Here is a 14,174-nt window from a genome sequence, read left to right on the forward strand (position 1 = left end):
ATGCACGCTTTCCGACTGATCACCATCCTGCTGCTTAACGCGCTGGGTGTGATGCTGTTTTTGTCATGGTATCTGCCACCCGATCACGGGTTCTGGTTTGCCATTGATAAAAGCATTTTCTTTGGTTTTAACGACCAGATGGTGGACCACCACGCTTTCGCTCTGCTGGTGGCTGTGACCAACTTTCGCGGCTTTGACGCCGTTTCCCTGCTGGCGATGGGGCTGCTGTATCTGTGGTTCTGGCGCCGCGAAACGCCGCCGGGCCGCCGCCGCATGCTGGCGATTGGCATTACCATGCTGCTGACGGCGGTGGTCCTCAACCAGCTGGGCCACCTGCTGCCCGTTAAGCACGCCAGCCCGACGCTGTTCTTTGACAACGTACACCGCGTCAGCGAACTGACCGGTATTCCGGCCAAAGATGCGTCCAAAGATAGCTTCCCGGGTGACCACGGCATGATGCTGATCATCTTTGCCTGCTTCATGTGGCGCTATTTTGGCTTGCGTCCGTTTCTGGCAGGGCTGGTGATCGTGGTGCTGTTTGCTTTACCGCGCGTGATGGCGGGTGCCCACTGGTTTACCGATATCGCTGTCGGCTCCCTTTCCGTGGTGCTGGTGGGACTCAGCTGGTGGTTATTAACGCCGGCCAGCGATGCGCTGGTTAACTGGCTATACCGCTCGCTGCCTGGCAAATATAAGCCGCAGGCGTAATTATTTAGCGCGGGTGATTATAAAACCTGAATTGACTTGCCCGCGCTTATTTAATCCTTAAATTAATTATTAGCCGCCTAATCGTTTTCTGTAAAAAGAAAACATAATGACAAAAAAGCATTAACACGGGCCTGTTTTCAGGGCTGTCCAGCCAGAACCCTCTTAAAATCTGCCTTAGCGCCAGAATTAGCCCCTGATCGCCCCGCTATTTGACGTTTAAATCACTGCCAGTTGTTGATAAAGTAACCACTCTGTTAAAGATTGATTTCATATCAAAAAAACCTATAAAAATTTAGAGAAAAGCACTCGCCACGCGGTCTGTAATCGGTTAACCTCAACTCCGGTTAACAAAGTGCAGCATAATATGCGGTGCCTTAAGCAGCAAAATTGTGTGCATTAACACATTTTAGTAATTAAGGAATTGTCTTAGTCCGTCGTACTTATTAATCTCAACCCGTTTTGTCATCTGGCTGGCGACATTCTGTCGTAAGGACATCGAAGGAACACACGTATAATGGTCAAGTCTCAACCAATTCTGAGATACCTCAGGCGGATAATTCCCGCAGTAGCATTAGCAACGCTTTTATCAGCATGCAGCAGTACCCATAACGGACAAAACGCGAATAACGAGAATCATGAAGTTAACAACCAGAATGGTTTTTTACTTCAGGCGTCTCAGGATGAATTTGAACAAATGGTGCAGAACGTGGACGTTAAGTCCCGCATCATGGAACAGTACAGTGACTGGAAAGGTGTCCGTTATCGCTTAGGCGGTGACACCAAACGCGGCATTGATTGTTCTGCTTTTGTTCAGCGCACCTTTCGTGAACAGTTTGGTTTAGAACTGCCCCGCTCCACTTCTGAGCAGCAGGATACCGGCAGAGAAATTTCACGCAGTAAACTGCGTCCGGGAGATTTAGTGCTGTTCCGCGCCGGTTCCACCGGGCGTCACGTCGGCATTTATCTTGGTAACGACAACTTTGTTCATGCGTCCACCAGCAGTGGCGTCATGATCTCCAGTCTGAACGACAGCTACTGGAAATCACGCTACCGTGAAGCGCGTCGGGTATTAGCAAAACACCCGGGCGCGTAACCTGCTCCGATGATCCTCTCAGCCAGAGAATCAGAAAACGCTGCACTCGCAGCGTTTTTTTTTGCCTGCGTTTTGTCCCGCCGGCGGCGCGCGTCAAAATGCAATTGCGAATCAGAAATATAACGAGACTTTTCGCCTGGCCTCGTTATATTCTCGTTGCCTTGCACCAGTACAGTTGTATGCAGTTTTAATAATAAAAATGGCGAGATCAGGGGAACAAACTCCATGCCACTGTCGGGGACGTTAAAACGTCATGCCAGCTACTCGCGACGCATCGCCTGGAGTAGCGCGATAATTGGGGTCGTGTTTTTTGTCTTATTTGTCCTTGTGCTGCTTATGCTCACCTGGCAGAAACGCGTCCGGCAACATGAGCAGCTGCTGTTACGCAGCAGCGAGGATTTACAACAGGTGATCGCCACGCTGGAGGAGACGCTCTTTCCGCTGCAGCAATACACCCAGCTAAGCTGCAGCAGCGTCAGCCGGGAACTCACCTCACGCGCCGCCTTTGCCGACAATATCCGCGCCATCCTGCTGGTGCGGGATGGCAACGCCTATTGCTCATCCGCCACCGGCGCTTTTCTGCTGCCGGCACGTAACATCACCCCGGCTTCGGAACTGGGTCGCGATCGCGATATTCAGCTGCTGCCGGGCACGCCGCTGCTGCCCACCCGACCCGCGGTGGCGCTATGGCTGAAAAATCCGGGCGCGCAGGAAAGCGGCATCCTGGCGACAATAAATATCAGCCTGACGCCCTATCAGCTGCTGGCGTCCTATCATCCTGAAATCACCGGTATGGCGCTGGTGATCGGTGACAATGCGCTGCTGAGCGGCACGCAGCAGGTGGTTCACGTGCGCGATCTGCCCCCGGCACTGGCCGCGCTGCAGCTGCCCGGCCACACGCTGCAGTTCCGGCTCTATGGCAGCACGCTGGCCCCGCGCGACTACCATCTGGCCCTGCTTACCGGCTTGCTGTTTTCGCTGCTGATTAGCGCCGCCAGCTGGCTGATACTCCAGCTGCGGCGGCACCCCGGGCGTGAAATTCTGCAGGGCATCCGGCGCGGCGAGTTTCACGTTGAATATCAGCCGCTGGTGACCGCGCCCGAGGGCAGGCCTTACGGCATTGAAGCGCTGCTGCGCTGGACGCATCCGGTTGAGGGCATGATTCCTCCGGACGCCTTTATCAGCTACGCCGAAGCGCAAAACCTGATTATCCCGCTGACGCGCCACCTGTTTACCCTGGTGGCACGCGATGCGCAGGCCCTGTGCCAGCAACTGCCCCGCGGCACGCGCCTGAGCCTGAATCTGTCGCCGCTGCATCTGGCCTGCAGCGAATTCCGCCAGCACGTCCAGGCGTGGATTGCCGACATGCCCGCCGACCATTTCAGTTACGTGTTTGAAATCACTGAACGCAGCATGGTACGCGAAAAAAATGCCGGTGAGATCTTCGCCTGGCTGCACGAAAATAACGTCAAAATTGCCATTGATGACTTTGGCACCGGCCACAGTGCGCTTATCTACCTCGAAAAGTATCCCTTTGATTACCTGAAAATCGATCGCGGCTTTGTGCAGAGTATTGGCACCGAGACCCTTACCTCACCGGTGCTGGACGCCGTGCTGCTGCTGGCGAAAAAGCTGAACCTGAAGACCGTGGCCGAAGGCGTCGAGACCCGCGATCAGGCCGCGTGGCTGGTCAAACGCGGCGTGACGCATCTGCAGGGTTACCTGTTCAGCCGCCCGTTGCGGCCGGAAAAGCTGCTGAGCTACTATCAAAACCAGGCGCGTTTAGGTTAACGTCATGCGGGTGCCGGATTAGCGGTTAACCCACCGTGCAGATTTGTCAGGGAGGGCCCATTTATGCTGCTTCGTCTTAGTATCGCGCTGCTGGCCTGCAGCCTGCTTGCACCGCTACACGCCGCCACCATCAACGAAAGCTATGCGTTTGCCAAACTGGGCATGCCGAAATACGCGGTAAATTTTACCCACTATGACTACGCCAATCCTGCCGCGCCCAAAGGCGGTAAAATCACGCTGGCGGTGGTCGGCACGTTTGATAACTTCAACCGCTATGCCTCACGCGGCAATCCCGGTGTCGGCACGGATACGCTGTATGACGGGCTGTTCACCACCTCTGACGACGAACCTGGCAGTTACTACCCGCTGATTGCTGAATCCGCGCGTTATCCCGATGACTTTCACTGGATGGAAGTCGCCCTGAATCCGCACGCGCGTTTTCAGGATGGTACGCCCGTCACCGCTGGAGATGTGGCGTTTACCTTTCAGAAGTTTATGACCGAGGGCGTGCCGCAGTTTCGTGTCGCCTATCGCGGCGTGACGGTGAAGGCACTGAACCGTCTGACGGTGCGCATTGACCTGCCCCGCCCGGACAAAGATCGCCTGCTGAGCTGGCTGACGCTGCCGGTGCTGCCAGAAAAATTCTGGCAGAACAAAAAATTCAGCGAACCGCTTGGCTATCCGCCGCTCGCCAGCGGCCCCTACCGCATTACTGCCTATAAATCCGGCCAGTTCATTCAGTACAGCCGGGTAAAAGATTACTGGGCGGCGAACCTGCCGGTAAACCGCGGGCGTTTCAATTTCGATACCCTGCGCTACGACTACTATCTGGACGACAACGTGGCGTTTGAAGCCTTTAAAGCCGGCGCTTACGATTTGCGCGAGGAAAGCTCCGCGAAAAAGTGGGCAACGCAGTATCGCGGACGCAATTTTGACAATCAGGCGATCGTCAAATTCACCACGCCCACGACCGCGGCAACCGACACGCGCTGGCTGGCCTTCAATAATGAAAAAGCCCTGTTTACTGACCGCCGGGTCCGTCAGGCGCTGACGCTGGCGTTTGACTTCCGCTGGATGAACAAGGCGCTGTTCTACCATGCCTTCAAGCGCACCCGCAGCTATTTCCAGAATACCGCCTATGCGGCAACCGGCTATCCGCTGGCCGATCAGCTGGTGCTGCTGGCGCCGTGGAAAGCCCAGCTGCCGCCGGAAGTGTTTAACCAGGCGTACGCGCCGCCTGAATCTGACGGCAGCGGATTTGATCGTGACAACCTGCTGAAAGCAATGGCATTACTGAAGGAGGCGGGCTGGGAGATCCGCCATCAGCAGCTGGTTAATGTCAACACTGGTCAGCCATTCCGCTTTGAGCTGCTGATGCGCAGCGGCTCGCAGAACGACTGGGCGCTGCCGTTTCAGCACAGTCTGGCACGGCTGGGCATTCAGATGACGCTGCGTCAGGTGGACAGCTCCCAGTTCCTGCGCCGGTTACGCGCGGGTGACTATGACATGATCCCAACGCTCTATCTGGCGATGCCGTGGCCCTCCGCCGATCTGCAGTTTGTCTGGCAGTCCGACTACATCGATTCCTCGTGGAACTCTGCGCGGGTGAAAGATCCGCTGGTTGATCATTTCGTCAAAGAGATTGTTGCGCATCAGGGTGATGAGAACGCGCTGCAACCGCTGGGTCAGGCGCTGGACCGCATTCTGCTGTGGAATGCGTATATGATCCCGATGTGGTACAACGGCGAGCAGCGGCTGGCCTTCTGGGATAAATTCTCCCATCCGGCCATAAAACCCGCCTATGCCACCGGGCTGGAGAACTGGTGGTACGATGTCAATAAAGCCGGCCGCCTGCCGGCCGACCGACGCTGAGGAGAGCGGTTTGAGTGCTTATTTCCTGCGCAGGCTGCTGCTGATTATTCCCACGCTGTGGGCCATCATCACCCTGAATTTCTTTATTGTGCAGATCGCGCCGGGCGGGCCGGTGGATCAGGCACTGGCCAACATTCAGTTTGGCCGCAGCACCGGTCTGCCCGGCAGCGCGGCCAGCGACGAGGGCGCGCGCGGTGCGCTGGTGCGCGACAATCCGGGAGACAGCCAGTACCGCGGTGCGCGCGGATTGGATCCGGAAGTGATTGCTGAAATCAAACATCGCTACGGCTTTGATAAGCCGCTGCTGCAGCGTTATGGCGAAATGCTGTGGAACTATCTGCGCTTTGATTTTGGCGACAGCCTGTTTCGTAACGCCTCTGTGCTGCAGCTGATTAAAGAGAGTTTGCCGGTGTCAGTGAGCCTCGGGCTCTGGAGCACGCTGATTATCTATCTGGTGTCCATTCCGCTGGGTATCAAAAAGGCGGTGCGCAACGGCAGCGTGTTTGATGTCTGGAGCAGCATCTTTATTATCATCGGCTACTCCATTCCGGCCTTTCTGTTCGCCATCATGCTGATTGTGCTGTTTGCCGGTGGCAGCTATCTCGACTGGTTCCCGCTGCGCGGCCTGACCTCACCGCAGTTTGCCGCGCTGCCGTGGTACGGCAAAATTGGCGATTACTTCTGGCATATCGCCCTGCCGGTGCTGGCGACAGTCATTGGCGGCTTTGCCACGCTGACCATGCTGACCAAGAACGCGTTCCTTGATGAGATCCGCAAACAGTATGTCGTGACCGCCCGCGCCAAAGGCGTGGATGAGAAACGCATTCTGTATGGCCACGTCTTCCGTAACGCCATGCTGCTGGTGATTGCCAGCTTTCCGGCCACCTTTATCAGCATGTTCTTTACCGGTTCCGTGCTGATTGAGGTGATGTTCTCGCTAAACGGTCTTGGCCTGCTGGGCTATGATGCCACCGTTCAGCGCGACTATCCGGTGATGTTTGGCACCCTGTATATTTTCACGCTGATTGGCCTGCTGATGAATATCCTCAGCGATTTGACCTATACGCTGGTCGATCCGCGCATTGATTTTGAGGGCCGCTGATGCGTCTGTCTCCGGTTAATCAGCAGCGCTGGCAGCGCTTTCGTCACAACCGCCGCGGCTACTGGTCGCTGTGGATTTTTCTGGTCATTTTTGTGCTTTCACTGGGTGCGGAGCTGCTGGCCAATGAGAAGCCGCTGCTGGTGCACTATCAGCAGCGCTGGTACGTGCCGCTGCTGGTAGATTACAGCGAAAGTGATTTTGGCGGTGCGTTCCCGACCCCGGCAGACTATCAGGATCCGTGGCTGAAGCAGCGCATCGCGCAGCAGGGCTGGGCGCTGTGGGCCCCGATTCGCTTCAGCGACAGCACCATCAACTTTGCCACCGCGGTGCCGTTTCCGTCGCCACCTTCGCGCCAGAACTGGCTGGGCACTGACGCCAACGGCGGTGACGTGCTGGCACGCCTGCTGTACGGCACGCGTATCTCCCTGCTGTTTGGTCTGCTGCTGACGCTGTTTTCCAGCGTCATTGGCATTGTCATGGGCGCGCTGCAGGGCTATTTCGGCGGCCGTCTCGACCTGGTGGGGCAGCGCCTGATTGAAGTGTGGTCTGGTCTGCCGACGCTGTTCATGCTGATTTTGCTCTCCAGCGTGATTCAGCCCAACTTCTGGTGGCTGCTGCTGCTGACGGTGCTGTTTGGCTGGATGAGTCTGGTGGGCATCGTGCGGGCGGAATTCCTGCGCGCGCGCAACTTTGATTACATTCGCGCCGCCCGCGCGCTGGGCGTCAGCGACCGTCACATTATGCTGCGCCACATGCTGCCCAACGCCATGGTCGCCACGCTGACGTTTCTGCCGTTTATTTTGTGTGGTTCGATTACCACGCTGACGTCACTGGATTTTCTGGGTTTTGGTCTGCCGGTGGGGTCACCCTCGCTGGGAGAGCTGCTGCTGCAGGGGAAAAACAATCTGCAGGCGCCATGGCTGGGACTGTCCGGCTTTTTCGCCCTCGCCCTGCTGCTGTCGCTGCTGATTTTTATTGGCGAAGCGGTACGTGATGCCTTTGATCCCGCCCGGGGAGTCTGAATGAGTCTGTTAACGGTAAACAATCTGGCGGTGGCGTTTCAGCAACGTCGCGTGGTGGAAGACATTTCGCTGCAGGTCGACGCCGGTGAAACGCTGGCGCTGGTGGGCGAATCCGGTTCCGGCAAAAGCGTTACCGCGCTTTCTGTTATGCGCCTGCTGCCGCAGCCGCTGGTGCAGTATCCGCAGGGTGAGATTCTGTTTGACGGACACAACATCCTGCAGGCCAGCGAACGCACGCTGCGCGGCCTGCGCGGCAATCAGATGGCCATGATATTTCAGGAGCCCATGGTATCGCTGAACCCGCTGCATACGGTGGAAAAACAGCTGTATGAGGTGCTGTCGCTGCATCGCGGTATGCGGCAGGAAGCGGCACGCGGCGAAATCCTCAGCTGTCTCGATCGCGTGGGCATTCGTCAGGCAGCCACGCGCTTGCAGGATTATCCGCATCAGCTCTCCGGCGGCGAACGCCAGCGCGTGATGATCGCCATGGCGCTGCTGACCCGACCGCGGCTGCTGATTGCTGATGAGCCCACCACCGCGCTGGATGTCACGGTACAGGCGCAGATTCTGCGGCTGCTGCGCGAACTGCAGCAGGAGCTGAACATGGGCATGCTGTTTATTACGCATAACCTGAATATCGTGCAGCAGCTGGCGCATCGCGTCACGGTGATGCGTCAGGGACGCGCCGTAGAGAGCCAGCGCTGCAGCCTGCTGTTCAGCCAGCCGCAGCAGCCTTATACGCGCGAGTTGCTGGCTGCCGAACCGGACGGTGTCCCGGTGCCGCTCACTGATGCCGCACCGCTGCTGCGGGTGCAGCACCTGCAGGTGGGCTTTCCCCTGCGTCGCGGGCTGCTGAAGCGCGTGGTAGGGGAGAAAACGGCGCTGCATGACCTCAGTTTTACCCTGCACCGCGGAGAGAGCCTGGGTCTGGTAGGCGAATCCGGTTCCGGGAAAAGCACCACCGGGCTGGCGCTGCTGCGGCTGATCGCCGCACGCGGTGAGATTTGGTTCGGGGATCAGCCACTGCATCAGCTGACGCGCCAGCAGCTGCTGCCGCTGCGCCAGCGCATTCAGGTGGTTTTTCAGGATCCGAACTCCTCGCTGAATCCGCGCATGACGGTGCAGCAGGTGATTGCTGAAGGGCTGAAGGTGCATTTTCCGCAGCTGAGCGCGCGCGAACAGGAAGAGAGAGTGATTGCGGTTATGCAGGAGGTGGGGCTGGACGCCGCGTCACGGACGCGCTATCCGGCCGAATTTTCCGGCGGTCAGCGTCAGCGCATTGCGATTGCGCGCGCGCTGATCCTGCAGCCACAGCTGATCATCCTCGACGAACCGACCTCTTCGCTGGATCGCTCAGTGCAGAAACAGATCCTCACGCTGCTGCGCCGTCTGCAGCAGCAGCATCAGCTGGCGTATCTGTTTATCAGCCACGATTTGCAGGTGGTGCGGGCGCTGTGCCATCAGCTGATTGTGCTGCGGCAGGGAGAAGTGGTTGAACAGGGTGCGGCGGAAACGCTGTTTAACGCGCCGAAGTCAGATTATACGCGGCAGCTGCTGGCGTCCGCACAGGGTGCGCTGTAGCTATTTGCCCTCAAACGTCTCGGCAATGGCCACGCCCTGATTTTTCAGGCAGCAGCTGGCGGCGCTTTCATCGACGCGCGGGATCAGCAGACAAGGTTGCCCTTCACACTGGGCAATTTTGCTGTCGACCTGAATCTGCGTCAGCGTCTCCTGCAGCTGCAGCAGAATCTCCAGCGCCAGATGCCCGTCATGGCTAAGCAGGCGCAAGGCGACGAGGTCTTCATCGTGTCCCCCGTTCACCGTTTCCTGACGTTCAATTTCTCCCACGTGATCAACAGACCAGCGGTAGTGTTGTGGCAAACGATGCACCACCGAAAGTTGCAGCATAGTGTTTTGATCCCCGGAGACGTTAACTTCATTCACAACGGACAGCCTCAGCGCAGTGAATCCCCACCTGGCAAACGCAGAAGACGGACGTCAAGGATGGCCTTCTCGTTTTCAGTACAAAGCATCAGTAAAGATTCGCTTTGCGAGCGGGCTCGCATTTACGCCTATGTGTACCGCGTTACACGCGCGTTAACAATCATTTCAGACGCATTACCGTTACTTTTTTATCGCTTAATTTTCACATTATGGAAACATTAATCATAGCGACTGTCCGGAGAATGGCGAGTCTGCGCGGGGAATTTCAGCATAAAGCGCTGACGGACAGAGAATGACGGCGCGCGCGGCAGGCCAGGCGCGCCGTCACATCAGGCGCGGCGCGGGCGGGAAGCGTAGCGAAAAAGCAGAATGGAAAGGGTCGCACACAGCGCAATGGTGGTCACCATCGGCCAGGCGCTGCTGATGCTGACCCGCGACAGCAGCGCACCAACCAGCGCCCCAACGCCAAAACGCAGCGTGCCGGCCAGCGAGGAGGCGGTGCCAGCCATGTGCGGAAATTCATCCAGGATCACGGCCATCGCGTTTGACGAAACGGTGGATACGCAGCCGATAAACATCGCCACGCCCAGCACCAGCGGCAGAAAGCCGAGGTTCAGCGCGCTTACCGCCAGTAACCACACCCCCATGAAAAACTGAATCAGCAGGCCGAAGCGAAACATCGCCAGCGGTCCGAAACGGCGCACCGCGCGGCTGTTAATCAGCGTCATGACAAACAGAAACACCACGTTGAGGCCAAAGTAGTAGCCAAAATTCTGCGGCGAGACGTGATTAACTTCAATGTATACAAACGGCCCGGCATTGAGGAAGGTGAAGAGTCCGGCAAAGGAGAAGCCGCTGGCCAGCATATAGCTGAAGGCGCGTTTGTGGCGCACCAGCGCGACAAAGTTACTGAGCGTGGTGCGCAGATGAAAGCGCTGCCGCTGCGCCGGTTGCAGGGTTTCCCGCACCTGCGTCACCACCAGCACGGTGGTGATCAGCGACGCTATGGCCAGCGTCCAGAAGATGGCGTGCCAGTTCCACAGCAGCAGCAACCAGCCGCCGATCACCGGTGCCAGCAGCGGTGCGATGGTGGTAATCAGCATGACAAATGACATCATGCGGGAAAAATCCTCTTTCGAGTAGCTATCGCGCATCAGGGCATTGATCACCACGCTGGCCGCGGCGGCGGACAGCCCGTGCAGGAAGCGCATCAAAATCAGCTGGTCGATCGACTGCGACATTGCACAGGCGGCGGCCGCGCAGGCAAAAATCAGCGTGCCCAGCACGATCACCGGCTTGCGGCCATAGCTGTCCGCCAGCGGACCATACACCAGCTGCCCCAGCGCAAAGCCCAGAATGTAGAGATTGAGGGTCATCTGCACGCTGCCGGCCGACACCGCGAATTCATGGGCGATTTGCGGCATTGCCGGCAGGTACATGTCGATAGAGAGCGGCATCAGCATAGCCAGCAATCCCAGGATGACCACCAGCCCGGCCGGTGAATTTTTCTCCTTTCGCACCGCCGTCTCCCGCTACCTGCGCTGTTTGAGTTCGTCTGGCAAACCGATACTGTCGATTTCGGCGTCAGTCAGCGGACGGTATTGCCCCTCTTCCAGGTCTTCGTCCAGCACAATGCTGCCGATACTTTCACGATGCAGCGCGCTGACGTGGTTCCCCAGTGCGGCAAACATGCGTTTGACCTGATGGTAACGCCCTTCGCTGATGGTGAGGCGTGCGGCTTTTTCATCCAGGATCTCCAGCAGCGCCGGTTTGGTCAGATCTTTTTCATTGTGCAGCTGAATACCGGCGGCAAACTTCTCCACCAGTGCCGGGTCGAGCGGCGATTCCACCTCAACCAGATAGGTTTTTTCCAGATGATGACGCGGAGAGGTAATGCGGTGCGACCACTGGCCGTCATCGGTCAGCAGCACCAGACCGGTGGTATCAATATCCAGGCGGCCTGCGGCGTGCAGTTTGAACGCTGCCGGTTCATCAATAAAGTAGAGCACGGTCGGGTGATCCGGATCGTCCGTGGAGCAGACATAGCCCTGCGGTTTGTTCAGCATAAAGTAGCGCGGGCCCTGCTGTACTGCCAGCGGATGACCGTCGTATTCGACCTGGTCTTCCGGCAACACTTTGCAGGCGGTGTCACGTACCACTTCGCCATTAATGGTGATTTTTCTGGCGCGGATTTCGCGGCCGGCAATTGCACGGCTAACTTCCAGTTGCTGAGATATGAATTTGTCGAGTCGCATGAATTCGCTTTTGCCTGTTACTGCGGGGGGAACTGAAAACGGCTGTTTAACCGCTGAAAAAGTGCGGGCAGTATAGCCTGATCCTTCGCCTGCTAATAGTGGCGATCCTGCGTTTCCGCCACTTTCATGGCATAATGCGCGTCCGTTCCGGAAAAAAATGTGTGTCATGTCTTTTACTCTGCGCCCGTATCAACAGGAGGCGGTGGATGCCACCGTTGCCCATTTTCGTCGCCACGCCACGCCTGCGGTGATCGTGCTGCCTACCGGTGCCGGCAAAAGCCTGGTGATTGCTGAACTGGCGCGCCTGGCACGCGGCCGCGTCCTGGTGCTGGCGCATGTCAAAGAGCTGGTGGAGCAGAACCACAGCAAATATCAGGCGTATGGTCTGGAGGCCGATATCTTTGCGGCCGGTCTGCAGCGCAAACAGAGCACCGGCAAGGTGGTGTTTGGCAGCGTGCAGTCGGTAGCGCGTAATCTGGATCGCTTTGACAGCGCCTTTTCGCTGGTGATTGTGGATGAGTGCCACCGCATCAGTGATAACGATGAAAGCCAGTATCAGCAGCTGTTCGCCCATCTGCGCCAGCACAATCCGCAGTTACGCCTGCTGGGATTAACCGCCACGCCCTTCCGGCTGGGTAAAGGCTGGATTTATCAGTATCACTATCACGGCATGGTGCGCGGCGATGATCGGGCGCTGTTCCGCGACTGTATCTATGAGCTGCCGCTGCGCTACATGATTAAACACGGCTTTCTGGTGCCGCCTGAACGGCTCGATATGCCGGTGGTGCAGTATGATTTCAGTCGCCTGGTGCCGCAAAACAACGGGCTGTTCAGCGAGGCCGATCTGAACCGCGAGCTGAAACAGCAAAACCGCGTTACCCCGCATATTATCCGGCAGATTGTGGAGTTCGCGCAGGATCGCCGCGGCGTAATGGTGTTTGCCGCCACGGTGGAGCACGCGCGGGAGATCCTCAGCCTGCTGCCGGACACCAGCGCGCTGGTGTCCGCGGAAACGCCGGTAAAGGAGCGCGATCGTCTGATTCAGCAGTTTAAAGCGCAGCAGCTTAAGTTTCTGGTGAACGTAGCGGTGCTGACCACCGGTTTTGATGCTCCGCATGTGGATTTGATTGCCATTCTGCGCCCGACCGAATCGGTCAGCCTGTACCAGCAGATTGTCGGACGCGGCCTGCGTCTGGCACCGGGTAAAACCGACTGCCTGATCCTCGATTACGCCGGCAATCCTCACGATCTCTTCACGCCGGAAGTGGGCGCGCCCAAAGGGGCCAGCGATAACCAGCCGGTGCAGGTGTTTTGCCCCGCCTGCGGCTTTGCCAACACCTTCTGGGGCAAAGCCACTGAAGAGGGTCAGGTGATTGAGCATTTTGGTCGTCGCTGTCAGGGCGTCCTGGAAGATGATGAAGGCCAGCGCGCGCAGTGCGATTATCGCTTCCGCTTTAAAAGCTGCCCGGACTGCGGGGCAGAGAACGATATCGCCGCCCGCCGCTGCCACCAGTGTGACCGCGTGCTGGTGGATCCGGATGACATGCTGAAAGCGGCGCTGAAGCTAAAAGATGCGCGCGTGCTGCGCTGCAGCGGTATGACGCTGGCGCACGGCCGCGATGATAAGGGGGAATGGCTGAAAGCCAGCTATTTCGACGAAGATGGCACCAGCGTCAGCGAGCGCTTCCGGCTGCAAACGCCGGCGCAGCGTAAAGCGTTTGAACAGCTGTTTATGCGTCCGCACCAGCGGGCACCAGGCGTGGAGCTGGGCTGGCAAACCGCCGCCGATGTGGTCGCCCTGCACCCCCTGCTGCGCCACCCCGATTTTGTCGTGGCGCGTGCCAAAGGCCACTTCTGGCAGGTGCGGGAAAAAATGTTCGATTATCAGGGACGTTATCGCCGTGCGAACGAGTTGCGCTAAGCGGCGGAATGATTTGCCCCGCTGCCCCAATCCGGCTATAATGCTGCCCGCTTTTGCATCCGTAAAAGCCTGTTGAATAACCGTCCTGCTGCTGGGTCGCCTGTAGCAGGAACTATCGAAGAGATACCAAATGTTTACTATTAACACCGAAGTACGTAAAGAGCAGGGTAAGGGTGCGAGCCGCCGCCTGCGTGCAGCAAACAAATTCCCGGCCATCATCTATGGCGGTAACGAAGCACCGGTTGCTATCGAACTGGACCACGACTCTGTGATGAACATGCAGGTTAAGCCTGAGTTCTACAGCGAAGTGCTGACTCTGGTTGTTGACGGTAAAGAAACCAAAGTAAAAGTTCAGGCTGTTCAGCGTCACCCGTTCAAGCCAAAACTGCACCACATCGACTTCGTTCGCGCATAAGTGCTGACGAGTTGAGGAAAAAACGCCGCTTATGCGGCGTTTTTTTATGGC

At 57.6% G+C, this 14,174-nt stretch carries 12 protein-coding genes; 9 read left to right on the plus strand and 3 right to left on the minus strand.

All coding sequences use genetic code 11. The annotated features are described in order from the left end of the window. The 7 genes from D8B20_RS11405 to yejF all read left to right on the plus strand — a co-directional run bounded on the left by D8B20_RS11405 (window position 1) and on the right by yejF (window position 9,169). Window positions 1-708 carry a phosphatase PAP2 family protein gene (locus tag D8B20_RS11405; RefSeq protein ID WP_145888988.1) on the plus strand — a complete coding sequence of 236 codons (708 nt, stop codon included), beginning with the start codon at window positions 1-3 and terminating at the stop codon, window positions 706-708. Between the two features lie 514 nt (window positions 709-1,222). Continuing rightward, complete coding sequence (gene mepS / locus D8B20_RS11410) at window positions 1,223-1,801, plus strand: bifunctional murein DD-endopeptidase/murein LD-carboxypeptidase (RefSeq protein WP_145888989.1); 579 nt, start codon at window positions 1,223-1,225, stop codon at window positions 1,799-1,801. A gap of 225 nt (window positions 1,802-2,026) precedes the next feature. Continuing rightward, window positions 2,027-3,592 (plus strand): cyclic di-3',5'-guanosine monophosphate phosphodiesterase PdeN, encoded by a 1,566-nt coding sequence (gene pdeN, locus D8B20_RS11415; protein WP_145888990.1) that lies wholly within the window; start codon window positions 2,027-2,029, stop codon window positions 3,590-3,592. 63 nt (window positions 3,593-3,655) lie between these two features. After that, the gene (locus D8B20_RS11420; protein ID WP_145888991.1) at window positions 3,656-5,464 is read left to right on the plus strand and encodes an extracellular solute-binding protein; all 1,809 of its coding nucleotides are present in this window, start codon (window positions 3,656-3,658) and stop codon (window positions 5,462-5,464) included. 10 nt (window positions 5,465-5,474) lie between these two features. Further along, window positions 5,475-6,566: a microcin C ABC transporter permease YejB gene (locus D8B20_RS11425; protein ID WP_145888992.1), complete on the plus strand. Its 1,092-nt coding sequence runs from the start codon at window positions 5,475-5,477 to the stop codon at window positions 6,564-6,566. Next, window positions 6,566-7,588: an ABC transporter permease gene (locus tag D8B20_RS11430; protein ID WP_145888993.1), complete on the plus strand. Its 1,023-nt coding sequence runs from the start codon at window positions 6,566-6,568 to the stop codon at window positions 7,586-7,588. The genes D8B20_RS11425 and D8B20_RS11430 overlap by 1 nt, the downstream gene beginning before the upstream one ends. Next, window positions 7,589-9,169: a microcin C ABC transporter ATP-binding protein YejF gene (yejF, locus tag D8B20_RS11435; RefSeq protein WP_145888994.1), complete on the plus strand. Its 1,581-nt coding sequence runs from the start codon at window positions 7,589-7,591 to the stop codon at window positions 9,167-9,169. It begins immediately after the preceding gene. Here yejF and D8B20_RS11440 read toward each other — a convergent pair whose 3' ends face one another. The 3 genes from D8B20_RS11440 to rsuA all read right to left on the minus strand — a co-directional run bounded on the left by D8B20_RS11440 (window position 9,170) and on the right by rsuA (window position 11,787). Then, entirely contained in the window at window positions 9,170-9,496 is a 327-nt protein-coding gene (locus tag D8B20_RS11440) for a YejG family protein (RefSeq protein ID WP_145888995.1), read from the minus strand. Between the two features lie 365 nt (window positions 9,497-9,861). After that, on the minus strand, window positions 9,862-11,052 hold the full coding sequence (locus D8B20_RS11445; RefSeq protein ID WP_145888996.1) for a Bcr/CflA family multidrug efflux MFS transporter: 1,191 nt from the start codon (window positions 11,050-11,052) through the stop codon (window positions 9,862-9,864). Window positions 11,053-11,064: 12 nt separating this feature from the next. Then, on the minus strand, window positions 11,065-11,787 hold the full coding sequence (gene rsuA / locus D8B20_RS11450) for a 16S rRNA pseudouridine(516) synthase RsuA (protein WP_145888997.1): 723 nt from the start codon (window positions 11,785-11,787) through the stop codon (window positions 11,065-11,067). A gap of 166 nt (window positions 11,788-11,953) precedes the next feature. On the opposite strand from rsuA, the gene radD reads away from it, so the two are divergent. Together radD and rplY are read left to right on the plus strand one after the other, a co-directional pair. Next, complete coding sequence (gene radD, locus D8B20_RS11455) at window positions 11,954-13,708, plus strand: DNA repair helicase RadD (RefSeq protein ID WP_145888998.1); 1,755 nt, start codon at window positions 11,954-11,956, stop codon at window positions 13,706-13,708. A 130-nt stretch (window positions 13,709-13,838) separates the two neighbouring features. Continuing rightward, window positions 13,839-14,123: a 50S ribosomal protein L25 gene (gene rplY / locus D8B20_RS11460; protein WP_128601631.1), complete on the plus strand. Its 285-nt coding sequence runs from the start codon at window positions 13,839-13,841 to the stop codon at window positions 14,121-14,123. Window positions 14,124-14,174: the final 51 nt, after the last annotated feature.

It is taken from the genome of Candidatus Pantoea soli, assembly GCF_007833795.1.
Lineage (GTDB): Bacteria > Pseudomonadota > Gammaproteobacteria > Enterobacterales > Enterobacteriaceae > Pantoea > Pantoea soli.